The organism is Oceanispirochaeta sp. (genome assembly GCF_027859075.1).
Taxonomy (GTDB): Bacteria; Spirochaetota; Spirochaetia; order DSM-2461; family DSM-2461; genus Oceanispirochaeta.
This window is the reverse complement of the sequence record NZ_JAQIBL010000310.1, coordinates 21983-46212: the sequence shown is the minus strand read 5'-3', so window position 1 is coordinate 46212 and position 24230 is coordinate 21983. Positions and strand designations below refer to the sequence as shown.

18 protein-coding genes are annotated in these 24230 nt (G+C 47.3%); 3 read left to right on the top strand and 15 right to left on the bottom strand.

Annotation, left to right across the window (positions count from 1 at the left end; translation table 11 throughout):
- The 3 genes from PF479_RS17625 to PF479_RS17615 form a co-directional block, all read right to left on the bottom strand.
- The coding region (locus tag PF479_RS17625) for a radical SAM protein (protein WP_298009396.1) at positions 1–434 on the bottom strand (434 nt) is incomplete at its 3' end.
- Between the two features lie 9 nt (positions 435–443).
- The gene (gene hydG / locus PF479_RS17620) at positions 444–1826 is read right to left on the bottom strand and encodes a [FeFe] hydrogenase H-cluster radical SAM maturase HydG (RefSeq protein ID WP_298009393.1); all 1383 of its coding nucleotides are present in this window, start codon (positions 1824–1826) and stop codon (positions 444–446) included.
- A 376-nt stretch (positions 1827–2202) separates the two neighbouring features.
- The gene (locus PF479_RS17615) at positions 2203–3501 is read right to left on the bottom strand and encodes a glycosyltransferase family 4 protein (protein WP_298009390.1); all 1299 of its coding nucleotides are present in this window, start codon (positions 3499–3501) and stop codon (positions 2203–2205) included.
- A gap of 194 nt (positions 3502–3695) precedes the next feature.
- Between PF479_RS17615 and PF479_RS17610 the strand changes: the two genes are divergently transcribed.
- Positions 3696–4346 carry a haloacid dehalogenase-like hydrolase gene (locus PF479_RS17610; protein WP_298009387.1) on the top strand — a complete coding sequence of 217 codons (651 nt, stop codon included), beginning with the start codon at positions 3696–3698 and terminating at the stop codon, positions 4344–4346.
- Here the strand turns inward: PF479_RS17610 and PF479_RS17605 are convergent.
- The 6 genes from PF479_RS17605 to PF479_RS17580 all read right to left on the bottom strand — a co-directional run bounded on the left by PF479_RS17605 (position 4338) and on the right by PF479_RS17580 (position 12590).
- Entirely contained in the window at positions 4338–5294 is a 957-nt protein-coding gene (locus PF479_RS17605; RefSeq protein ID WP_298009384.1) for a chemotaxis protein CheX, read from the bottom strand. The genes PF479_RS17610 and PF479_RS17605 overlap by 9 nt on opposite strands.
- A gap of 119 nt (positions 5295–5413) precedes the next feature.
- Positions 5414–7843, bottom strand: coding sequence for a glycoside hydrolase family 2 protein (locus PF479_RS17600; RefSeq protein WP_298009382.1), 2430 nt, complete (start codon positions 7841–7843; stop codon positions 5414–5416).
- A gap of 70 nt (positions 7844–7913) precedes the next feature.
- Positions 7914–9020, bottom strand: coding sequence for a carbohydrate ABC transporter permease (locus PF479_RS17595; RefSeq protein ID WP_298009379.1), 1107 nt, complete (start codon positions 9018–9020; stop codon positions 7914–7916).
- A 2-nt stretch (positions 9021–9022) separates the two neighbouring features.
- Positions 9023–9937, bottom strand: a complete 915-nt coding sequence (locus PF479_RS17590; RefSeq protein ID WP_298009377.1) for a carbohydrate ABC transporter permease — start codon at positions 9935–9937, stop codon at positions 9023–9025.
- 93 nt (positions 9938–10030) lie between these two features.
- On the bottom strand, positions 10031–11323 hold the full coding sequence (locus PF479_RS17585; RefSeq protein ID WP_298009374.1) for an ABC transporter substrate-binding protein: 1293 nt from the start codon (positions 11321–11323) through the stop codon (positions 10031–10033).
- Positions 11324–11414: 91 nt separating this feature from the next.
- Positions 11415–12590, bottom strand: coding sequence for an ROK family protein (locus PF479_RS17580; RefSeq protein WP_298009372.1), 1176 nt, complete (start codon positions 12588–12590; stop codon positions 11415–11417).
- Between the two features lie 224 nt (positions 12591–12814).
- On the opposite strand from PF479_RS17580, the gene PF479_RS17575 reads away from it, so the two are divergent.
- Positions 12815–14602 (top strand): family 20 glycosylhydrolase, encoded by a 1788-nt coding sequence (locus PF479_RS17575; protein WP_298009369.1) that lies wholly within the window; start codon positions 12815–12817, stop codon positions 14600–14602.
- 5 nt (positions 14603–14607) lie between these two features.
- On the opposite strand, the gene PF479_RS17570 is transcribed toward PF479_RS17575, so the two are convergent.
- From PF479_RS17570 to PF479_RS17555, 4 genes are read right to left on the bottom strand one after another with little or no spacing between them, the layout of a single operon-like run.
- Entirely contained in the window at positions 14608–15981 is a 1374-nt protein-coding gene (locus PF479_RS17570; RefSeq protein ID WP_298009366.1) for an HAD-IG family 5'-nucleotidase, read from the bottom strand.
- A gap of 1 nt (position 15982) precedes the next feature.
- Positions 15983–18073 (bottom strand): polyphosphate kinase 1, encoded by a 2091-nt coding sequence (gene ppk1 / locus PF479_RS17565; RefSeq protein WP_298009363.1) that lies wholly within the window; start codon positions 18071–18073, stop codon positions 15983–15985.
- 5 nt (positions 18074–18078) lie between these two features.
- Entirely contained in the window at positions 18079–19158 is a 1080-nt protein-coding gene (locus PF479_RS17560; protein ID WP_298009399.1) for a 6-phosphofructokinase, read from the bottom strand.
- Between the two features lie 47 nt (positions 19159–19205).
- Positions 19206–20294 (bottom strand): D-alanine--D-alanine ligase family protein, encoded by a 1089-nt coding sequence (locus PF479_RS17555; protein ID WP_298009360.1) that lies wholly within the window; start codon positions 20292–20294, stop codon positions 19206–19208.
- Positions 20295–20441: 147 nt separating this feature from the next.
- Here PF479_RS17555 and PF479_RS17550 point away from each other — a divergent pair, with 147 nt between their 5' ends.
- Positions 20442–20903: a divergent PAP2 family protein gene (locus PF479_RS17550; RefSeq protein ID WP_298009357.1), complete on the top strand. Its 462-nt coding sequence runs from the start codon at positions 20442–20444 to the stop codon at positions 20901–20903.
- A 91-nt stretch (positions 20904–20994) separates the two neighbouring features.
- Here PF479_RS17550 and PF479_RS17545 read toward each other — a convergent pair whose 3' ends face one another.
- Both PF479_RS17545 and PF479_RS17540 read right to left on the bottom strand, forming a co-directional pair.
- Positions 20995–22509, bottom strand: coding sequence for a UDP-N-acetylmuramoyl-L-alanyl-D-glutamate--2,6-diaminopimelate ligase (locus tag PF479_RS17545; RefSeq protein WP_298009354.1), 1515 nt, complete (start codon positions 22507–22509; stop codon positions 20995–20997).
- A 68-nt stretch (positions 22510–22577) separates the two neighbouring features.
- The gene (locus PF479_RS17540; protein WP_298009351.1) at positions 22578–24128 is read right to left on the bottom strand and encodes an NAD(P)/FAD-dependent oxidoreductase; all 1551 of its coding nucleotides are present in this window, start codon (positions 24126–24128) and stop codon (positions 22578–22580) included.
- Between the last annotated feature and the right edge of the window lie 102 nt (positions 24129–24230).

The window sequence follows — 24230 nt, the reverse complement described above, 5'->3', positions numbered from 1 at the left end:
TCCCTGTACTGACTGAGACTTCTCATGCCGCAGCTGAGGGTCAGGGCCGCCTTTCCGCCTGTCTGGTCTTTGATGGCCTCCACCAGGCGGCAGATCCTTTCGTGACCATACTCGGCATCTTCACCTCCCTGGAGGACAAAAGTCCGGATGCCCCGGTCAAAACCGGCCTGTACCGCCTCAAGAAGCATTTCTTCCTCGATACGATAGCGATGGACCGCCCTGTTATCGTGGCGAATCCCGCAGTACAGACAGTTGCTGCCGCAGTAATTGGTATACTCCAGGAGTCCCCGGAGGAGTACCTCCGGGCCGTGAACCCGGCAGCAGGTTTCACCGCCCCTTCTGACAAGCTCCTCGGTGGATGCATTGTAGAAGAGTTCTCTTATCTCATCGGGGCTGAGGGCCTCTACCTTCTGATTCAGTTCCTTTTTGATCATGGTGCCCCCCTATAGGTAGATATCCCGCTCACCGGCGTTAATCTTTTCAAGAGAGGATGTGATATTGCCTTTTACGACCGGATCACTCTCTTCGTCGGTCAACTTTTTAATCAGGGCAAACCCGGATTTCCGGGTCTTATCACCGGCATAGTCCATCAGATACTCCGCAAAGGAGACAATCCCGTTAGGAAGACAGTAGTGTTTGATCAGTCCCGGTTTGGCCAGATCCATAAAATCCTGTCCCACCCGGCCTTTCCGGTAACAGCCCGTACAGAAGGAGGGGATAAAACCCATGCCCACCATATCATTGATGACCTCCTCCATACTCCGGTGGTCGCCCAGAGCAAACTGCTGATTCTCCGCTTCTTTCTCTGTATATCCCCCGATGGAAGTCTTTGATCCGGCGGATATCTGACTGACACCGTAACGGAAGAGTTCCTGCCGCAGCTCCGCCGATTCCCGGGTGGACAGAATGATGCCCGTGTAGGGCAGAGAGAGACGTATGACGGCAATGATGGTTCTGAAGGCATCATCATCGACCGGGAAGGGCACATTCTCGGTCAGTGCAGATCCCGGAGCCGGCTCGATCCTTGGAACGCTCACTGTATGGGGTCCACAGTTGTAGAGGCGCTCCAGTTCTTCCGCATGGCGCAGCATGGCAAGCACTTCAAAGCGGTGATCAGCCAGACCGAAGAGGGTTCCGATTCCTATATCGTCTATGCCGGCTTCCATAGCCCTGTGCATCACATACAGGCGGTTTTCATAGTTCGCCTTGGGTCCGCTTATATGATATTTCTTGTAGAGATCAGGATCATAGGTTTCCTGAAAACAGATGTAGGTCCCGATATTGCATTCTTTCAGTTCTTTGAACTCGTCAACCCTGAGGGGGGCAATCTCCACATTGACTCTCCGGATGGAGGTTCCCTTCTCTTCAACCTTGTAGATGGTTTCAAGGGATTCTTTCAAATATTCAAGGGGGTAATGGCCGGATTCTCCGGAGAGGAGGAGAAGACGCTTATGTCCCTCCTTCAGCAGCATCCGGGTCTGCAGGGCAATTTCATCCTGTTCCAGTTTACGCCGGGTGATGTCTTTATTATCTTTTCTGAAACCGCAGTACAGACAGTTGTTGCTGCAGTGATTCCCTGAATACAGGGGGGCAAACATCACCATGCGCTTTCCATAAATGGTTTCCTTGGCTTTTGCGGCGGCTTCCATGATCCTGTGGATCTGTTTTTCATCCCTCACTGCCAGCAGGGCGGCAGCCTCTTTTGTATTCAGTCCCTTCAGCTTGAGAGCCTTGTTCAGAATAGTCTCGACCTCAACCGCCGCTGGTGCCGGGCGGGATGCGAGTTCTTTCAGCTCAGTAATATTGAGAAATTCCGGGTATGACATAGTTCCTCTCCTTCAGGTAGTTCCCTGGGGTTCAGTTTTATTTTTGATTCCTTGGCAACCGGCACAGGCGGGCGACCTCAGAGGATCTTCAGTATTTTCTAATATGAGGGAAAGAGTCAACATTAAAAGGGGATTATTCGATAATTTTGTAACGATTGTTACCTGGATAATTAAATAAACAAAAAAAAACCCCCTGTATTACACCATTACAGGGGGCCTAAAAAACTGTTTATAAAGGAATCTATGTCATTTGATCCGACGTCCCAAGAGGATCGTTAAATCCTAAAACAGCCTGACAGGCATGCTTTATTTATTTTAAATATAATTAGTAATGCCTAACGATGCAAGGGAAATATAAGAAATAATATAAAAAGCATCACAATTGAGGCTTTTGTTCCTTTTCAATACACTCCTGAACAAATTTGCTCCCAAAGATATTGGCCATAAGGCTGGTCAATTTTGTCTGGACAGTGGTAAAACCATAGTATTGTAAGCCCAGCTGATAATTTTTTTCAGTTATCCTTTTGACAACCTCCGGATGATCCAGGAGGTATTGTACTTCTTTGATAGTTTCGTCGGTAATAAAATCGTCGATTTCCACCACCTCAAAACCCTTGGGTTTGATATCTGTGGCATAGATGGAGTAGTTGTTCACCAGTATGGGTTTCCTGAACCAGACGGTTTCCAGGAAGGCATTGCCAAAACCTTCAATCAGGGAGGGGTAGGTGACAAAATCTGCATAAGGGTAAATATCCTGGAGGGTATAAATTTTGCGGCCATCCGCCGTAGTACCCCGCTGATCCAGGATGATGTCATCCACAAAGATGGCTCGGACATTCAGCAGCCGGGCATAATCCCGGACCCTCTTCTCATATTCGAAGCCCTCGTCTCCCGAGGCATGGGAGATTACGAAAGCAGCTTTTCTTTCCAGCCGGGAGACCATTTCCAGTGCGTGCTCAATTCCCTTTCTCTGGACGACCCTCGTGGGCTGCAGTATGAGCAGTTCATCCTCTTCCACACCCAGAGCCTGGCGTATATCACTGTTGTAATCATCCTTTCCAGGAGGCTCCATCTCAAAATGCATGACATTCGGTATGAGGGTGGAGGATATTCCTGTTCTTAATGCCAGTTGATTCTGTCCTGATGAATTGATAACAACGTGCTGGATATTACCAAGGTGGGGGGGGTAACTGGAATTGATATAATCCCAGATGCAATTGGTCAGAAATCGCTTCCTCTCCCAGAAGAAGTCATGATGATGGGCAATCACGGGTATCCCTGTTTCGGCGGCGAACTCCGTAATAGCCAGACCTAAAGGAACATTCAGGGGGATGGTGACGGCATTCTGAGGAATCAGGACATCTATTTTGAAACGCGCTACAAACTGATACAGAACTTTTTTGAATTCCTGCCGCCAGTAATGAATATCGCCGGTCAACTCTTCAGGGCGGTTCTTATGGCTGAAACACTGTTCATAGATCTTCTTGGTCACAGGATGGTGAAAATGCAGTTCCGGGAATTCCATGGACACCGAAGGATGACGGTCGAGTTCTCCAGCCAGGTAGAAGTTGTTATTTCCCATACTCTTCAGTACATCCGCCCACTTGACAATTTCGAGGCTGACTCCGTCAGTTCCGGCAATCCGGAAGGAAACAAATCCTATATTTTTATTCATGCATACACTCCTGATACTTTTCATATAAAATATTATAGATTATAAAAGGACTGGGTTCACTCCTTTTCTTTTGCGGGATGCCTTACATTGTTTATTCATACTTCAATAGAGGGACGGGACTTGCCGATTCCCCTCGGCTTCTATACTCTCTAACAATGAAAGAATGCATTCACACCCCTCCTGAGGGGATTCAATTGGCCTTTTTTGATCTTGATGAAACACTGACCTCCCGGGATACCGATCTGCTCTGGGCCCTCTGGCGCTCCCGGAGAAGCCTGAAAGGCCTCCCTGATTTATTCAGACTGAGACGGATCAACCGCTTGTATTACAATCACACACTGACCGAAGACGAATATGGGGCCTATCAGCTCTCTCGGGCCCGCTCCATGACTCCCCTGAAATATGCAAAAATGGCTGCTGACTTTGCCCTGTGGGTCTCCAGACGGCATATCTATGCCCCCATGAAAGAAATAATCCATGAGAATCAACAGAAGGGAATCAAAAATGTATTGATTACGGCGCAGGACGGAGTGATCGGTTCCGCCTTTCAGAGGCTCCTGGGCCTGGATACCTGTCTGGCCAGTGATTACATTATTGAAGAAAAAAGATTCAAAGAGATGCGAAAGCCTCTTTGCTTCAAAGAGGGTAAGGTATACTGGGCGGCCCGGTACTTAAAGGAAAATTCTCTTTCCTGGGATCAATGTGCTTTTTATACGGATAGTCTGAATGATCTTCCACTGATGGAAAGCTGTGCCTGTCCCGTTGCGGTTCATCCGGGACCGGAGCTGGAAGCCCTGTGCAGGCAGCGTTCCTGGGCCATACTCAAGCCCGGTCTGTCAGAATAGTATGATTGCTCCCTCATCCACAAGACTCTGAAAATCGTACTCTGCCACCCTGTCGGGGTTCCAGTTCAGGTTGAAAATAAATTTCTGAACGATCCTGGTCTGTCTTTTCAGACCGATGGTATCTTTCAGTATATATTCGAAACAAAGCTGGGGGATGTCTCCGCCAAAGGAAATATTTTTAAGCTTGTGGTTGACCAGGATGGGTACCTGAATATCCGGTCCGTTCTCATCCAGAAATCCTTCCTTGAGGAATACTGTCTTAAAACCACCCCACATCAGGTTCGTCAATTCACTGATGACAGATGGTACAACTTCCTCCACGGTACCTCTGAAGGCAGGATTACTCATGCCTGAGAGAATTTGATGGAGTTCAGTCGTATCACACTGAAGCATCATATAACCCCGGCACCAGTCGGTGTTGATCGGGATCAGGGATGTCATTTCACCGTATATGACCTTGTCATGAATCATCAGGGGAGATTGACAGTGCACAATCCCCTCGGGAATCATGGATTTTATGGCCTTTACTGAAAAATCAATAATATGACGGATCATTTCAATGGGATAATCCCGTATAAAAATATGGTTTTTCAAGAGATTACTTATTTTTTCTTCCTCGCTGATATGAAAAACTCCATCAAAGAGCCAGGACTTCTCCTTGGGGATATCCTTTATATCAGATAGTTCTTCAACCCGGAGGAAGAGGGGGAGTTCCGGCCTGATCTCCTTCAGGCGGGCAGATAAATTGAGCCAGTCTCCATCATTGTTCACAAAAAGGGCTCCCAGGTGGATGTTTTTGTCCAGTATGATATCCACAATGGAAGGATCACCAATCGAGCGCAATCCGGTCAGATGATTAGCATCAAATATTTTTCTCAATTGAGGCAGTATAACTATGTCCGTATCAAAGGTCAGCACTTTGCTTCTGATTCGAGTGTTTTCTTCCATGGGTTTCTCCCGGATTTTATCAGATGTATACTCATTAATAATAATCTAAATGGGCAGCGAAAGAAATGAAAACATCACTCTTTCGGGATGACTCCCCTGAAATACTCTTTTGGGATAATTTAATAGGTCTGTCTGAGATGAGTCAGTTCCAGGTCCTCCAGACTTTTCCTTTCGGCATCAGAGGGGGTGAATTCGATGATTTTCTTCTCGCCGGGGATCATATGGAAACCATTGTCAGAGAAGATATCTCCTTTTTCTCCTCTGATATAGATATAAAAGGCCGGTTTATCCGTCGTCAATTCAATCTGCTGATTCCCTCCGATTTTTGAAACTGGTAAACTCATTTTCACTTCCGCCTTCTCCAGAGAGCACATGCGGGGAAGCTGCAAAAGCAGTATGTTCCGGGAGGTCCCCCCCTCGGATTCCAGAATCAGCTCCAGGAATTCTTTCTGTCTCTCCGAATCTCCCGGTAGATCCTCACAATAGAATTGCTGTGACGTGGCAGCTTCCAGAATCAGCTCTCTTTCCAGAGTTCTGACGATCTCTCCCTGAAAATTACGGAAATTCAGGATGGCCCTGGCGTTTACAGGCTGACTCTTGTCGTTCATTGCCACCGCTGTGATTTTTCCGTCTTTCATCCATCCGGCAATATGGAGAGGGGCAAAAAATCGGGCTGCAGAGTAGTGAAGCAGTTTCCAGGCCCCCGAGTAGTCAATGGATGCCCAGGAGGCTACCGGCCAGTTGTCATTGAGCTGCCAGTACAGGGCTCCCATACAGGTAGGACGGTTGCCCCGCCAGTACTCCACAGCTGTCTGTATGGCCCAGGCTTGCTGTACCTGGCTCAGATAGAGGAAATCCTTAAAGCTCTGGGGAAAACGGAAATACCGGCTTAGGGTGGAGATAATGATTTCATTTCCCTTTTCGTTTTTCTGATGGTGCATCATCACAGGGGAGGTCACATTCCACTCCTCTTCCCCGGCATAATCCCTGACCATGTTAAAAGAGGGGAAGGACTGAAATCCAAATTCACTGCAGAATCGGGGAAGAATGTCATAGTAACTCTCGAAGGGTTTCCCCTCATGCCAGACCGACCAGTAATGCATATCTCCCCGGCTGTCATCGTGCCAGCAGTCAGAATAGTCCCCCTCTCCCGCACTGGGAGAGCTGGGCCACCATTTATGCCCGGGAGCCAGCTCACTTACGGCTTTGGCTATGACTCCTTCATTCAGACGGTCATAATCTATCAGGTAAAGGTCTCTGTTTTTTCTGGATTCTTCATACCATGTCAGGGCTCCCACATCTTCGTTGTTTCCGCAGAACAGGGCAAGACAGGCATGGTTTTTAAGGCGGAGAATCTGAGTCCGTACTTCCTGATCAACGCTTTGCAGAAAACCCTTATCAGTCGGGTACAAAGAGCAGGCAAACATAAAATCCTGCCAGATAAGCAGTCCCAGTTCATCACAGAGATTATAAAAGTCTTCTGATTCGTACTGACCGCCGCCCCAGACTCTGAGCATATTCATGTGGACTTTGACTGAGGATTCCAGAAGGTTCTTCAATTTAGAATCATCCTGCCCGGAGGGAAGAGCATCTGTGGGTATCCAGTTGGCTCCCTTGGCAAAAATATCTCTGCCGTTCACCCGGAAAAACAGCGAAACCCCGGTCTCATAATCATGATTGATGACCACTATGGTCCTGAAACCGATATTCAGGGTTTTTTCTTCCCTACCCAGGGTAATCTTCAGAGGGTAGAGAGCCTGTTTTCCCTCACCATTGGGCCACCACAGATCGGGGGATTCAACACGCAGGGTTCTCTCCAGGGCTTGTCTTCCTTTTGTTAAGGGCATGTCTTCCACAAGTTCTGTCCCTGCCAATGTCATCCTGAGCTCTGCATTCTGATTTTTTCCGGACAATATATCCCCCTGGATTCTGACTGTCCAGGAATTGCCTGTGGAATCCAGGTCAAAATGGAATTTATCCAGAAAAATATCCGAAAAATTAAGTTCAATTGCGTTGTAGACTCCTGCTGTCATCAGGCAGGGACCCCAGTCCCATCCGGAATGACACTGAACTTTCCTTAAAAAATTCCTGTGGGGGGATTGGACCGGGGCAGTCTGGGTGGGCACCGCATAGGGGTACTCCTCAGCCCGGTCACAGGCTGTTCTCTCGGCAGAGTCCAGGTAGATTTTAAAGTTGTTGGTTCCTTCTTTCAGTGACTCCTCCAGAGGAAACCGGGCGGGTACGAACATCGTATCGCTGCGGCCGATCTCCCGGCCGTTCAGCTCCACACGGGCTACTGTATCGAGTACTTCTGCATGGAATACCTTGAGGCTTCCGCTGATATCTGGAATCTCCAGGTTTTTTTCCAGAATCCAGTCCAGTTGATTGACCCACTGCAGCTCGAGTTCATTCCTGTCTTTGTAGGGGTGGGGGATGATTTTTGAATCTATAAGAGCCGTGATAATGTCTCCTGGAAGTTCCATGGTCGTATTGACCTGACCATCAGAGGAACGGAGAGACCATGTACCTGATAAGTTAATTTTTGTCATTTTAATTCCTTTTAGACGAAAAAAGGCACCGAATTAATACCGGTACCCTTCTTCTTTCAAATCTGTATTATCAGCCTTTGATGGCTCCCGCAACTACACCCTTGGTGAGCTGCTGGTTGAAGGCAAAATACAGGGCCATAACGGGTATTGTGGCTATTACGAGGGCTGCAAGCTGCCATCCCAGTTGTGTACTGGTCAGGCTGGAGAAGGAAAAGACTCCCACCGGGAGGGATTTGGTAAAGTCAGAACTCGCCAATACCAGTACGAGGAGAAACTCATTCCAGATTCCAAGTGCAGAGATTATACTGATCGTAATGATAACAGGAACGGTCATGGGTATTATAATGCTGATAAAGGTACGCAAAACAGAGGCTCCATCAATATAGGCTGACTCGATAAGACTGCTGGGAAGGCCTCTCATAAACTGAGTGCTGAGCAGAACCGATAGAGGCATTCCGAAGGCTGCATACACAAGTATAATTCCCAGATGTGTGTCGGTCAGTCCGACGGAAGAGAGCATCAGAAAGAGTGGAATGATCACCGAATTGATACTGATCAGGTATCCCAATCCAATGATGCCCATCACAGCCATTGAAATCTTCTTGAATTGCATCTTACTGATGGCAAACGCGATCATACTGCCTAATATGACAATCATAAATGTGGAAATACCGGCATAAATAATACTGTTGACAAATTTCCCCGCCAATTCGCCCCTTTCCCAGGCAGAACGGTAGTTGAACCATATCGTTTTCCAGTGAATCTTCCGCTGCATCGATTTAGGAAGTTCATTGATGATCAGAGGATCTCCGGGAAGTCTGGATGCCAGGTCCGCCGGAAGGTCTTCCTTCAGCAGAAAATGAACCATCAGCCTTCTTGTGGGTGATATGGTGGTGGATTCAATGATGAGCCTTTCCCGGTTATCATTTTTAATATCATAATCGGGGATAACATTCAGAGAAGGGGCGATGACTATATAGGTGTCATCACTATTGTGCAGAAGATCATAGGGTAGGGCATAGATGTCTCTGGTCAATTCTTCATTGGATTTAAAGGATGAATAGAGCATCCAGACCAGAGGAATAATGGTGATCAGCATCCATAAGACAAAAATAGAATAGGACAGTATGGTTCCGACAGTTTCGCCGGTGGATTTAGGACTGATTTTTTTCGTCATAATTAATACTCCTCCTGGGCGTTGAACTTGCGTCCTATAAAATTACTGAACAGGATTAAGCCTATGGATATAAATACGATGGCATTGGATATAGCCGAACCGTAGGCAAAACGCATCTCATTCCTGTAGTCCTGGAAGGCTGTCTGGTACATGAATATAGGCAGTACCATGGCATTATTCCTCTGAAGTCCCTGAGTGGTCATGGCAAAAATCAGGTCAAAACCTCTCAGTGAACCCGCAATGGCCAGGATGGTGGAGACCACAATGGTTCCTACCATGAGAGGAAGGATGACGCGGCCGAAAATCTGAGGCTCTGTGGCTCCATCGATTTTAGCGGCTTCGATCATGCTCACATTCATTTTTTGAAGGTTGGCCAGAAAAATAATCATATAGAAACCGGTGTACATCCAGATCAAGGCAAAGCCAATAGGATACATCACCGTATTTTCTCTCAACATTAAGTCAAACTGAGCCATGGGGTCGCGTGACACGATCTGGATCAGTTTTGATACGGGTCCGTCTGCGGAAAACATGCGTTTCCAGAGAATCCCGATCACGATTGTGGAAAGGAACTGGGGCAGGAAGACCATGGATTGAAAAAAAGGTCCGCCCTTAACTTTATTTCTGAAAAGGATATAGGCTAAAACAAAGGCCACAGGGATCTGGCCGAATACGGAAACAGCCACGACGATCATATTGTTTTTAAGGGAATGCCAGAAATAGGGGTCTTCTACCATGGTTTTATACTGTAATAACCCGACAAAAGACCATTCCCCCCCCCTGTTGGGGTTAAAATCGGTGATGCTGAGCCAAACCGAGTAGAAAACAGGGTAAGCTACGATAAAGAGGTAAACCAAAAGTCCCGGGGCCACCATTCCTATGTACACCAAAAGTGCTTTTCGATCTCGTCGGTTCAATGAATAACTCCTGAAAAATGCTTTGAAAGAGGGATCTTTCTTCAAAAACAGGGGGATATTTTCATACCCCCCTGTTGTTAATAAATTATAGGATTAGCGGAGAAGTCTTTCAACTTCGGCTGCAACTTCGGCGGCTGAAGCCTGACCTGATGCCATTTTCTGCATTCCCGCATTCAGAGCATCGTTGGGAGCTCCGCTGAGGAATGCATCAATTACATCGGTGTTCAGTGCTGTCTGAGCCAGACCGACTTTCTGTTTCATAATAGCGGGAAGATCCGCAGGTATTTTGTATCCTTTCAGGATAGGAGCGACGATTGCACCGTCTCTCAGTCTCTGAGTTGTTTCAGGTTCGCTGTAAAAGACACTCAGGAATTTTAAAGCTGCTTCTTTGACTTCTGCATCGGCAGCACCGGCTTTTGTAAGACCGTAACCAACCTGGATAGCCGCAGCTACAGAACCGTTTGTCTTGGATTTTTCACCGGGCATTTTGGGCCATGCCATCATAACTGTGTTTTCAGATACTTCGGGATTTTCGATTCCACCGGCAGCCCACTGTCCCTGTACCATAAACAGTGCTTTTTCGTTGCTGAAGTTGGAGATGTTTGTTCCATAGTCTACCAGTACTGCCTTAGAGCTGATTACACCATCGGCCAACATCATATCGATGTAGCTCAGAGCATCAATAAACTCTTTGTCTGTGAATTTGTATTTTCCTGCCACAGCCTTGGAAACCCACTGTGGATCTCCGGAAGTTCTGGCAATCATGGCAGACATCAGACAGGAACCCCAGGCCCAGCCATCAGCACCGTCAATGGATATAACATCCAGACCGGCTGCCTGTGCGGCGGGAACCATAGCTTTGATGTCTTCATAGGTTTTGGGCTGGGAAAAACCAAGTTCCTCAACCAGTGCTTTGTTCATGTAGAGAACTGTTGTGATGTTGGAGGTCCCTAGAGGAATCTCATAAATTTCTCCATTGGGTCCCATGGGGGGAATCAGTTTTAAGTCATAAAGAGTTTTATCAATAATGTCTCTATGATCGAACTGCTGTCCGGCTTCTTTCCAGGCGGCTCCCCAACGTGCATCGGCACCCATGTAAGCCATGTGAGGAATATCGCCGGAAGCCAGTCTTGCCACTACTTTCTGGTGGTAAGCCTCATCGTAGAGCATTTCAAAATCAATTTTGATGTTTGGGTTGTTATCGTGAAAAGTATCTACGATTCTTTTCCAGTTCACACCTTCTTGATTGGAGTTGTCACCATATGCCATGGTTTTCACTACAACCACTTTGTTTTCTTCAGTTGCGGCGTTGTCTTTACCACCTGCTGCAAACAAAGAACCTGCAAGTAGGACTGTCATTAAAAGAAGTCCAAGAAATTTTTTCATAAAAAGCCTCCTAAAATATTTCGGCCGTTCCGGCCGGGATTCCTGAAATAATAAATATGGATCATCGCTGCTCTGAAGGGAGACATCCGGATCAGAGCGCGCTATTCCCGATTAGTTCGAGGGAGCCGAATCGCTGTACATCTTCGGCTTCCAAAACTTCCAGATCAATAAAGATCCTGTTCATCACCAATCCTGCGGCGCCATAGGCCACGGATTTATCACCCAATGTTGAGAAACGGACCTCACAGTCGACCCTCTCCTGATAAGGCCAGTTCTTGCTTATGTCTTCATTCAGTATGGTTCTGAAACGTTCCGTCATATGAGGTCCCAGGTCACCACCCAGAAATACCTGACTCAGATTGAAGGTATTCACAAAGAGGGCCAGGTGCTGAGAAATTTCTCTGATAAAACTTTCTATGATTTCTGGTTCTTCCCGGATAGGGTTGTCCCTGGGATAGTCCAGAGAGACTTGTCCCGTGTTTTTCTTATCATTGCAGTAGATGCTTCTGAACTCACCGGCAGAACAATTCCTTCCATAATACACATTGCCGTTGAGGGCGATGCCAATTCCTATGGCCGTCTGTTCTGGAGCCTTGGATCTGGAGATGTCTCTGAATTCAATAAGGCAGAAGAGGAAGTTTTTTAGGTTCTGTGTTCTATGGAATGTAAGCTCTCCCCAGGCACAGGTATTGGCATCATTGTCTATATAAATCGGCACTTTTGAGTGGATGGCAATTTCATTGTAGAAATCAAATGGCTCGGTAAATTTTAGAGGAATGGAGGCTTTGATAATCCTGTTGGGAGCATCAATGATTCCCGAAACACCGATTCCGATGCCGATGAGTGGACGGCCAATCCAGTTTAATTCCTCTTCAAGACCGGCTTGTAGTTCAAAAAACAGAGATCTAAAATTTTTTGAGTCGATATTGATGGATTCTGTTCTCGAAAAGAGAATGTCTCCCAGGATATCCACGGCCACTACGGTATAGGATTCGGGGCGGATTTCAAAACCAAGAATATATCCATAATTTCTGTTGATCTCCAGGCTGACAGGTTTTCTGCCTCCCTGAGGAGAGGAGGGACCTTCGGTTGTTTCCAGAACCAGTTTGCTTTCCAGCATCCCGCCGACAATATTAGTCACAGTTGATTTATTGAGGTCCAGCCTCCGGGAGAGATCGACCCTGGATATGGACCGGGCTGTCCATATTTCACGGATGATTCTGGAGGTGTTGACTATTCTGTTTCTTCTGATTGCATTTAGTTTCAACGGAACCTCAAAATGATGAATTAGTTGGTTGCGACATAAACCAACTAATGTTATTCTTACATGATACATTTATTCCGTCAACATAATTATTCTAAAATATGCTTCAGTGCCTTTATAGATGTGTTTGTTGCCTGGTTGAACAAACGGGATGGTTTATGTAAAGTGTTAACGTAGGAATATATGAATACAATGACTGTATCGATTCGGATCAAAAGGAGCAGATTTTGGACAAAAATATTATACCCCGTCCCTCGAAAATAACAGAAATTGAGGGGTCTTACACAGTACCTGCCGGTTTGATGGATGCTTTAAAAGATCCGCTGCTGAAGGTGATTCCTGAAGATCTTATCGTTCAGCCCGACGGAGAGCTGAGTCTCGAGGCTTATGTTCTCACAATTGAACAAAAGACCGTGACAATCCGTTCGTCCTCACAGAGAGGACGTTATAATGCCTTACTGACCCTGACCCAGTTGGTCTTGAGTTCTCAGGAGGAGGGGAAAATACACTGTTGTACCATCGAGGATGAACCCCTTTTTCTCAACCGGGCTGTCATGCTGGATGTGAGTCGGGACAGGGTCTATAAGATGGATTATCTAAAACAGATGATTCGGCGATTCGTCCTTTTAAAGTACAATCAGATACAGCTTTATACAGAGCATACTTTTGCCTACAAAGGGCACGAAGAGGTCTGGAGGGATGCCTCACCCTTTACCCCCTCCGAAATCCGTGAGTTGGATCTGTACTGTCTGGACCGCGGGATGGAACTTGTTCCCAATCAGAATTCATTCGGCCATATGGAGCGATGGCTGAAGCATTCAAAATATCATTCACTGGCCGAGACGGCTCAGGGGTTTACAGATTCCTGGGGTGTTTTCCATCCCGTTTCCACCACCCTCTATCCCGGATGCGATGAATCTCTGGAACTTGTGAAGGACCTCTATGATCAGCTTCTCCCCTGTTTTTCCAGCAGACAGTTCAATATCGGCTGTGATGAGACCTTTGACCTGGGTCTGGGAAGGAGTCAAGACCTCGTAAAAGAGAAGGGGGAAGGCCGGGTGTATCTTGATTTTCTCATTAAACTGACAAACGAAGCCACCAGTAGGGGATTTACCGTCCAGTTCTGGGCGGATATTGTTTTAAACTATCCCGAATTGGTTCCGGAAATTCCCGAAGATCTCATCGCGGTCAACTGGGGCTATGAAAGGGATCATCCCTTCGAGAAAGAAACGGGTGTGCTTAAGGATGCCGGCCTTGATTTTTACGTCTGTACCGGAACGTCTTCCTGGCATTCTCTCGCAGGGCGCTGGGAAAACGCCCTTGAAAATATCAGGAATGGCGCCTATTGGGCCGAGGAAAATGGCGCCCTGGGGTACATGGTTACAGACTGGGGTGATAACGGACATTGGCAGCAGCCCCTTGTCAGTTGGCCCGGATTTTTGATGGCTTCCCAGGCCGCCTGGGGCGGTGCCTCCTCCATGGAGGAGATGGAGGAATCAACCTGGACTTCAGCCCTGTCGACCTTCCTGTTTCGGGACTCTTCCGGCCGGTCAGCCCGGGTTCTGCGGAAACTGGCGTCCCTTTATCTGGAAAATCCAGTCTCTCTCCATAACGGATCCCTCTTCAACTATCTCCTGATGGATCCATTTTATCCCTTTGTCCGGGATCAATATGAAAAATGCCGCTGTGCCGGACTGGGCAGAGCCGGAGAGATTCTGGATGAGTGCTCCCGGCTTCTGTCAGATGTGGAGAGCACAGGTTCCGTCATATTCCGGGAAGAACTGGAAATGACTCTCTCCTTATGCAGAATGGGAGTAAGACTATCGACAATACTCTTTGATACGGGAGGAGTCGACTGGGAGAAGATTCCCGCCGAAGAGAGAATGAGTCTGAATAAACAGCTGACTGCCCTGGGGCATCAATTCAGCCGATCCTGGGCCTTAAGCAGCCGGCCGGGAGGGCTGGATGACAGTCTGATTAAGTTACTCTCCTGGAAAGAGCGCCTGTCCTCTTAGGAATTTCAGCTCAGCAGGGTCATGTCTTCATGGGGCATGACCCGTCTAAAAGGCCTGAAGTAGGTCTTAGGCGAATATTCATATAAGTCTGAAACCTTGGTCATATAGATGCAGGCGTATTTTTCGACCTGTTCGGCATAACGGCTTTCATCAAAACCCGCCCGAAGAATTTCTCCCCAGTAGGGATTGAAGAAGGCTTTATACTGCCCTAGCAGATCGGAAATCCTAGTATTGAGGCCATCCATCTTGTCAAAGAGTGGTGTGAGCCTGCTCCGGGGGATATTCTCTCCTTCAAAGCGCTTGGAGTCCAGGATATTTATTTCCTTTTCGAGGATGAGCTTTTCTCCCATCAGACGATTGATCTCTTCCTGAACGCTCTGTGATTTTTTCAGCCCTTGAATTTCATCTTCCAGATCACCCAAAACCAGTGCTGTTCTCCAATTGCAGGTTTTCTTGATGGAAACAACATCCCCGTAAATGTGGTCACCCAGGTAGAGAATCTCACTACCAGAAAACCCCAGATCCTGTTGAAGCTTGTGGAAATTTCCTCCCTGATAGATTCCGGAATCCACAGCTTCCGTATGGTTGCTCATCAATTCAGTTTTCGGATCGATGCGGAGGAAGCGCCCCTTCTGCTCAAAAAAACGGGGTTTTTCTGCAAAAGTGATGACAATATCAAAAAGATCCTGCCAGGTTTTGTGCTTCTTCAGGTAGGGGTTCAGGGCATAGTCCAGCAACTGCCTCGTATAGCCATAGTCAGAATTGGTGATGATCATCAACTTTTTGCCGTAATCCCTGTAGCGTTCCAGCATGCCCGCCACCTTGGGATCCTTTATGACATAACGGTCAAAGTCTGTCCTGAGCCTGGATTTGATGCTGTCATCCTGATGGAGGATGTCTATCTCATGATTCACATCTTCTGCCAGATGGCGATAATCGGGCAAGCTGAATCCATCTGATTTCATTTGAACCAGCTGGCTGAAGAGAACGCCGTAGGAAATGGCAAAGCTGGTGTCCAGACTCTGAAAATCCGGATCTCTCAGGTCAATAGCCATTTCCTGGTAAATGATCTGTTGTTTGTGGTAGTCCAGAACTTCCAGGCCATGAAAGGCGATCTTGACTTTTCCGTGACGGCTGACCTGAAGAAGATTTCCATTCCTTTTATCGATGACCAGGCCGACGCTGGCTCTCTGGAAATCAAAATCAAGATGTTTGACCTCCTCGGGGTAGTCCGGCCTGTCGGCAAGACGATGGGCCGCCAGTGAGTGAGTCAGTTTTTCAAAAGCCTCGGTATGGTAACGGACCAGAGTATAGTCCATATCAAAACCAATCACTTTGATATTTTTCATATTCAGGACGCGGTTTATAAAAACGGGCATATTAACTCCGGGCAGTTTTTTGTATCAGATACTTATATACGGCGTCCTGGGAACGGATCATTTCCTCTCCCTCATTCTGGGGGACATACATATTTTTAAGTTCCTTATCCAGTATACGAGCCTTACTGTTATCTGACCACTGGATGTCGAAAATGCTTTTTAATTCCTGTTTGAGGCTTTTTCTGTAGATAGGACAGGTTACTTCCACCCGGCGGTCTATGTTTCGAACCAGCCAGTCGGCTGAAGTGATGTAGCATTTATTGTCTCCCCCGTTCCTGAAAATAAAGAAGCGGGCGTGTTCCAGGTATCTGTCCAGAATACTGATGGCTTCAATATTCTCACTGAATCCAGGCACACCGGGTACCAGGGAAAAACGTCCCCGGACAATGATCTTCACCTTGACTCCCGCCTGGGAGGCTTCATAGAGCTTCTGAATGATGCCTTCGTCGCTGAGGTTGTTCAGCTTGATACGAATGGTTGCTTTTTCTCCCTTCCGGGCCCACTCTATTTCCTGATCGATAAGTTCGCAGATGCCGGAACGCAGGCCATAGGGCGAGATCAGAAGGTGTTTGGTCCGGCGATGTCTGTAGTTGTTTTCGAAAAAGTCAAAGAGGGCATCCACTTCTTCCAGAATCTCTTTATGGGCGGATAAAAGAAAGCAGTCCGTGTAGATCCTGGCGGTGTCTTCATTCAGATTTCCCGTTCCAATACCGCCGTAGCGGACGGTTTTTCCTTTTTCTCTCCGGGAAATGAGCAGCAGTTTGGAGTGTACCTTGAGTCCTTCCACACCAAAAACCACTTGTACATCATTCTCTTTCAGTATGTTGGCCCAGAAAATATTATTTTCTTCATCGAACCGGGCCTGCAGCTCCATAATGACCAGAACTTCCTTTCTGTTCTTCCGGGCATTGATCAGAGCATTAACAACACTGGAATAATTTGCCACCCGGTAGAGAGTCACCTTGATGCATTCCACATGGGGATCAATAGAAGCTTCCCTCAGGAGGTCTATTACAGTATCAAAGGAATGGTAGGGAAAGTAGAGCAGTGTATCCTTGGCCTTGATGGCAGGAAATATCTTGGTTCCCGTGGGAAAGTGACGATGCTTCAAGGCTTGATCCGATTCGCTGCAGGGAAGGTTTACAAATTTGGGAAAACGAATAAAATCACTGAAATAATGATAGCGTCCCCCCGGGGTTACTGTATCGTGTTTTCGGAATTTCATCTTTTTGAGGAACATGTTCAGCAGCTCTTCATTCATGTCGGTATCGTAGAGGAACCAGATGATATCCCCCAGTTTACGCTTCTGGATGCTCTGATTGATCTTGCTCATATAACTGAGGCTATCATCATCTTCATCAATATCCAGCTCTGAATCACGGACCACTTTGAAGTTCCAGGCGCGGAAGCTGTGGTAGTGGCTGTCCCTGAAAATGGAGGGCAGTCCCACCCTGACAATTTCGTCTATGAGTATGATTTTCTGATCATCCCCCTGGTTGGGTAGTTTGATGAATCGGGGGAGGACCTTCGTCGGAATTTCGATGATGCTGTAGGTCGTTTTTTCTTCCTGACGAACCATTCTTTTCATCTCAACAGCCAGGTAGAGGGTTTTATCCCTCATCTCAGGCAGCTTATAGCGTTTATCAATCATGATGGGGAAGATTTTATGCCGGACTTCCCTCTCAAAATAATCTTTGGTGAAGGCAATCTGGTCTTCATCCAGGTTATCATCATCCAGAAGCTGTATGCCCTGCTCGTCCATTTCACTGTAGAGAGACTTCAAGGTCAGATTAAAGCGTTTTCTCTGGAGTGCCACCTCCTTCTGGATTTCAAGGATGGCTTCGGCAGGATCTTCTTTCAGAATTCGGACTCCCTCCTGACCCATCTGGCACAGACGTCTGATCATGGCCACACGGACCCTGAAGAATTCATCCAGATTGGAGGAATAGATCCCCATAAACTTCATCCGCTCTCCCAGGGGATTCCTCTGGTCTTCGGCTTCCTGGAGGACTCTGGCATTGAAGGAAAGCCAGCTCATTTCTTTATTAAAGAAAGGATAATCCCGTTTAAGGGATGATGTGCTAACGGCCATATTCCTTATCCTTTCCTTCTAATAATATCAGGCATACCATCACCGAAACAGGTGTCGATAGAACGGGCATGATGGATCAGGGGATGCTCCCGGGGGACATACTTTATTTTGCCGGCGACTTCGTCCAGGCCGACCGAAATCAGGTCATACCCCTTATAGGCAGCCATACGGCCAAACTCCTTATTGGATGCCATGCCTGCGGTATAGGCTCCCAGCTCGGTGGCGATCATTCTATCCCTGGGGGAGGGGGATCCTCCCCTTTGAATGTATCCCAGAATGGTTTCTCTGGTCTCAATGCCTGTGAGTTCCTGAATCATCGTAGCCACGGCAGTTCCGGCAGATTCCTGTTTCCTCTTTCTCCCCTTTTTGGGAATTTTAATTCCTTCTGCAACGACGACAATGGAGTAGGGCTTCCCCGCATCCAGCCGGCCTAAGAGATAGTCTTTCAGAATTTCAGGCTTCCATTCAATTTCCGGCACAAGGATGACATCTCCTCCGCCGGCCACGCCTGAAAAAAGGGTCAGCCATCCCGTGTGATGGCCCATGACTTCTACCACCATGATCCTTTTATGGGAGTTGGCCGTCGTGTGCATCCGGTCTATGGCTTCAGTGGCAATGTTGACTGCCGAATCAAACCCGAAGGTCACATCCGTACCCCAGACATCGTTGTCGATGGTTTTGGGGACACCGATGACATTCAGACCCATCCCCTGTAGTTTTCCGGCCGTCTTCATCGTGCCGTTACCACCGATGCAGATCAGGGTATCAAGACCCAGGCGGTCATAGTTTTCCAGAATGCGTTCGGGCTTACTCCCGATATACTCTTCATATTCCTGGGGTTTAAAAGGTTTTTCCCTTGATGTACCTAAAATGGTCCCTCCCAGGGTCAGGATTCCCGACAGAGATTTCTCATTCAGCTTTCGGTATTCTCCATTGATCAGACCCAGATAGCCTGAAGAGAAACCATAGACTTTCATGCCGTATTTAAGAATGGCTGTTTTTCCAACACCTCTGATAGCCGCATTTAAACCTGGACAATCGCCGCCTGCTGTGAGAATACCAATCTTTTTTACTGTTCCTGCCATCATCTCTCCGTATCATAAGTATAGAAAGTTAGAATATGATTAGCAAATTACATCAAACTGAACCTTAAGGAATGCCTGGATTCGTATTTAGACAGAGCCAGATTGATCAGTTCATCCAGAAGATCCGCATAGTCCAGTCCGCCGGATTCGCACATCAATGGAAACATACTGATGCTGGTGAATCCCGGGATGGTATTTATTTCATTCAGATACAGCTCACCCCTGAGTCTGTCCATAAAAAAATCAACCCGGGCCATCCCGCTGCATCCCAGAGCCGAATAGGCTCTTACAGCGATATCCATGACATTTTGAGCCTCTTTTTGAGAGAGAACGGCAGGAATGACCAGGGCTGCTCCATCGGGATCAATGTATTTGGCATCGTAATCGTAAAATTCATGGCTGGGAACCAGTTCTCCCGGAGGAAAGGCTTTGGGGCTTTCGTTCCCTACCACCGAACACTCCACTTCACGGGCATTGACTGCCGGTTCCACCAGGACCTTTAAATCATACCGGAATGCCTTTTCCATGGCTTCCTGAAAAAGGTCTTCCTTCTCCACCCGGGACACTCCCACTGAAGAACCGCATTGGGAGGGTTTAATGAATAAGGGAAGTGAAAATTCCATTTTTAAATCTTCCAGAAGATCCTTCCAGTCGAAATCTTTCGCCTCGGTTTGACTCTTCCTGATGCTCCTGAAGGGAACGACAGGAAGATTGTGATGCTGCCAGATAATCTTGGCAATATCCTTGTCCATGCTGAGGTAGCTGCTCCCCGCATCAGCCCCGGCATAGGGCAGATCTGCAATTTCAAGCAGCCCCTGAAGGGTCCCGTCTTCACCGAAGGTCCCATGCAGGATGGGAAGGACCACATCCACAGAGATCGGTCCCCTTGAAGAACTCAATCCCTTGCCGGGGATGACTGAAATCATCATCTGCACGTCTTCCTCTATGGAGAGAACATCCTCCACGGGCCCGGGGGTATTCTGAAGAAACCAGACGCCCTGGCGGTTGATGCCGATGAGGTGAATATAGTATTTTTCACGGTCTATATGTTTGTAAACTGAGGCTGCGGAACGAAGGGAGACTTCATGCTCTCCAGAGCGTCCACCATAAAGCAGGGCTACCGATGTTTTATTCATGAAGATAGATTAACATGATTGAAACCTCTTCTCAAGTCATGGTTGTCATGCTAATGTTGTACACTATTGATTCTTCTTCGAAAGAAAAGAATATAAAATGGAATCCGGACTGAAAGTATTCCATTTGTCGGGTTTTCCGGAGGAACAATGAATTTTTTCACTTACAATCCCCTCATTTATTCCGCTTTTATGGGAATGCTTGTTGCTCAGTTGGCCAAGGTCATTCTCATCTTATTTTTGGAAAGACGTATGGCCTGGGACAGACTGACAGAAACCGGTGGTATGCCCTCGTCCCATTCCGCAGCCGTTGCGGCTCTTTCTACTGCCTGTGGTCTGGTGTACGGTGTGGAAAGCCCCTATTTTGCGATTGCTATTGTTTTTGGTTCCATTGTGATTTATGACGCTACTGGAGTGCGGCGGGCCGCAGGACAGCATGCAGAGATCCTCAACAGTCTGATAGTAGAATTATCACATCTCTTCGAAGAAGGGAATAGTCCCAAGGCCTTGAAAACACTCCTGGGTCATACCTATCCCCAGGTCTTTATGGGAACTCTTCTGGGTATTATTGTGGGATTTTTCTGTACAGGGACTTTGAGTCTTAAACACTGAAATTAAATGATATAAATTGAGAAAAAAATGGGAATCCCCAGGCATTGGAATGCATTGGGGATTCCATTTTTATGAACCCGACTCTGTTCGTCTATTCGACAGTGAACCCGGCCTCTATCAAGAGGGATTTCAGCACCTCTGCTTCTTTCCAGGGACGGGGACCATCATCATAGATAATGCTGCTTTCGTGGCCTTTACCCAGAGTCAGAATCATGTCTCCCTTTGAAGCCAGTTCAATGGCTTTTTTCATTCCTTCCTTCCTGTTGGGAATGAGGAAGAGGGTTTTATCCAGATCTTTAGATGTTATTCCTTCGGCGATGTCCTTCAGGATATCCATGGGATCATCTCCCCGGGGATCCTCATCGCTGAGGATGATAATGTCGGCGTATTCTTCAGCAATTTCACCCTGTTCAGAGCGTTTTTCAATATCCCGTTCTCCCGCTGAACCAAAGAGTACAATCAGTTTGCCCTGCACATCGCTGCGGACCAGGGGAAGGATCTTTTCGTAAGAACCGGGTGTGTGGGCATAGTCCACCAGAACGGAAAAGGGCATATTGCCGCTGATTGGAGACATTCTGCCTTCTACACCTACAAGCTTGGGAACATGATCCAGCAGTTCCAGGGTATCTTCTTCCAGAATTTCTGAAACAACCAAAAGGGCGGCCATCGCATTTTCAACGTTAAAGAGACCGGGCATATTCAAGCGGCTCTCTTTTTTGCCGTTGGGAAGATGAAAAGTCAGGGCAATCCCTTCCTCATCACTCTGATAGTCACTGCACCAGAGGTCGGCATTCTTGTTTTTCAGGCTATAGAGGAAGACTGGTTTTTCACCAATGGCATCCATATAAATTTCAGTCCACTGATCATCATCATTGATAACACCAAAGGTCTCTTCCAGGGGAGAGTCGGCAATCATCTTGAATAAATTGGCCTTATCCAGCCTGTACTGTTCTACAGTCCCATGAAATTCAAGGTGTTCATGCGATACGTTTGTCAGGACGGCCACATTGAACTCCACATCGGCCAGACGGGAGTTCTTGTGGGACAGTCCGTGAGAAGTGGCCTCTAAAACGGCGTATTCTAATCCATTGTCCACCATTTCCCTCAGTATCTTGTGGATATGAGGGGCTTCTGGTGTGGATTGTCTGAAAGGATTGGGCTTCGCCAGGTTTCCTGTCTGGTAGTTCACAGTAGACAGGAATCCGGCTTTCATGCCTTCCATCTCCAGGAGCTGGTGGATAAAGGAGACTGTGGTGCTCTTGCCGTCTGTTCCGGTCACTCCTATGACTTTCAGTTCTTTCGAGGGAAAGTCATAAAAAGAAGCAGAAGCCGGTGATAGGGCCTGTCTTGTGTTTTCTACTTTGATGTAAGTGATGCCATCAACAAAAATATCCAGATCATTGGAGTATACGATTCCTGCTGCTCCCTGATGGATGACCTGATCAATGTATTGGTGGCCGTCCGTATGGACACCTTCCAGGGCAAAAAACAGAGCCCCAGTCGACACTTTCCTTGAATCATACTCCAGAGAGCTGACGGGTTGATCCATTTCACCGCGGCTGTCCAGAATCTTAATATCTTTAAATATAATTTTTATTGTTTTCATTGCTTCATCGTATCAGCACAGTAAAGGCTTTTCAAGTAAAATTCGATCTATCCTCTCTACTCCTCAGCTTATTGACAGTTCTGTGCCAGAGCCCGGGCGGTTTTAAGTCCGTCTGATGCGGAGCTGATTATGCCTCCGGACCATCCTGAGGCCTCTCCGCAGACAAACAGGTTATCAAAACCTTCTGTCAGACCGCTGTCTCTGTCTCTTAAAACCTGGATGGGTGAGGATGTTTTGCTCTCCAGACCTATCAGCTGCCCTTCATCCCATCCAGGCAGGCGGCGGCAGATATCTCTCAGTCCTTCCTGAAGGGATGTAATCACTCCTTCCGGGAGCAGTCTGGTCAGATCCGATGCCATCAGTCCTGGTTCATAGGAAGAAGGGAGGAGTGTTCCCGTGGAAAAAGAGGAAAGAAAATCTTTGATGGTCATGGCAGGAGCCCTGTAGCCTCGGGTTTCCTCAAAAAAACTGTGTTCCAGAGATTCCAGCCAGTCCAGGCTCTCCAGAGCGCTTGGTTCGTTCTCCTTAATCAGGCCGGGGGGAATGCCTGCCACGAGAGCTGCATTGGCAAAGGGACCGTTCCTGTTGTAAAAACTCATGCCGTTAACAATATTGCTGCCTTTGAAAGCTGCGGCAGGGACGACTTTTCCTCCGGGACACATACAGAAACTGTAGACAGGAAGAGTCCCGGCGGCGGAGGTCAGTCTGTATTCGGCGGCTTTCACACCCTCCAGGGACGGGCTCCCCCACTGAATCCTGTTGATCTGTTCCTGAGAGTGCTCCATCCGGAAACCCAGTGCAAAGTTTTTAGCCTTGTAAAAGACACCCCGGTGGATCAGCATCCGGAAGGTATCCAGAGCCGAATGCCCTGTTGCCAGGATAAAGTAGTCCCCCTGAATTTCACCCTGACTGGTCTGGATGCTTCCAATTTTCCGGCTTGTTCCGGGAATATCCTCCAGGGTACAGTCAAACAGGATCTGTCCCCCATGATTCTGAAAATCAATGCGCATATTTTCGGCAATGGGGACCAGTCTGTCGCTGCCGATGTGAGGGTGGGCCAGGTAAAGGATTTCTTCGGGAGCACCATTTTTGACAAACTCCTCCAGAATATACTGTCTTTCCTTCTTTATATGCTTACTCCGGGAGGTTAGTTTTCCATCAGAAAATGTTCCAGCACCTCCTTCACCGAAGCTGTAATTGCTGTTTTCGGTAAATTCTGAGGAGTTTTCCAATTTTTCTATATCTTTTGCTCTTTGCCTGACATCCCGTCCTCTTTCCAGAAGGGTAACCATAAATCCGGCTTTCTGGAGATACAGGGCAGAAAAGATTCCTGCCGGACCTGTGCCGGCAATGATGACTCTGCTTTTTGTGTTGATACGGGGTATGATAAACCTGTCGGGACTGGGGGAGTTTCCCTTTCTTTTTGTCTCTCTAATCTCATTTGAATGGACCCTCAGTCGAATCTGCCAGTGAATCCGGTCTTTGCGCCGGCTGTCCAGGCTCTTCTTAAGTATGGTATATTCAAATACCTTTATGTGAAGATTCTTTCTGATTTGCGTTTCAAGATCTGTCCCTTTATAATTACAGGAGACCTTGATATCCAATTCTGTTCGGCCCATTAAAACATCATAAATTACCCGGCATATGTGAACAAGCAGCGGGGATAGAATATTATAACAACTTGACAATAAAGCATTCCTTGACTATTTATTTATCCAAGG

Excerpts from the sequence above, each read along its gene's own strand:
- PF479_RS17615 (WP_298009390.1), bottom strand. The coding sequence starts at position 3,501 with ATGAATAAAAATATAGGATTTGTTTCCTTCCGGATTGCCGGAACTGAC.
- PF479_RS17545 (WP_298009354.1), bottom strand. The coding sequence starts at position 22,509 with ATGAAAACAATAAAAATTATATTTAAAGATATTAAGATTCTGGACAGC.
- ppk1 (WP_298009363.1), bottom strand. The coding sequence starts at position 18,073 with ATGGCCGTTAGCACATCATCCCTTAAACGGGATTATCCTTTCTTTAAT.
- PF479_RS17605 (WP_298009384.1), bottom strand. The coding sequence starts at position 5,294 with ATGGAAGAAAACACTCGAATCAGAAGCAAAGTGCTGACCTTTGATACG.
- PF479_RS17600 (WP_298009382.1), bottom strand. The coding sequence starts at position 7,843 with ATGACAAAAATTAACTTATCAGGTACATGGTCTCTCCGTTCCTCTGAT.
- PF479_RS17560 (WP_298009399.1), bottom strand. The coding sequence starts at position 19,158 with ATGGCAGGAACAGTAAAAAAGATTGGTATTCTCACAGCAGGCGGCGAT.
- PF479_RS17550 (WP_298009357.1), top strand. The coding sequence starts at position 20,442 with ATGAATTTTTTCACTTACAATCCCCTCATTTATTCCGCTTTTATGGGA.
- PF479_RS17555 (WP_298009360.1), bottom strand. The coding sequence starts at position 20,294 with ATGAATAAAACATCGGTAGCCCTGCTTTATGGTGGACGCTCTGGAGAG.
- PF479_RS17595 (WP_298009379.1), bottom strand. The coding sequence starts at position 9,020 with ATGACGAAAAAAATCAGTCCTAAATCCACCGGCGAAACTGTCGGAACC.
- PF479_RS17540 (WP_298009351.1), bottom strand. The coding sequence starts at position 24,128 with ATGGGCCGAACAGAATTGGATATCAAGGTCTCCTGTAATTATAAAGGG.
- PF479_RS17570 (WP_298009366.1), bottom strand. The coding sequence starts at position 15,981 with ATGCCCGTTTTTATAAACCGCGTCCTGAATATGAAAAATATCAAAGTG.
- hydG (WP_298009393.1), bottom strand. The coding sequence starts at position 1,826 with ATGTCATACCCGGAATTTCTCAATATTACTGAGCTGAAAGAACTCGCA.
- PF479_RS17585 (WP_298009374.1), bottom strand. The coding sequence starts at position 11,323 with ATGAAAAAATTTCTTGGACTTCTTTTAATGACAGTCCTACTTGCAGGT.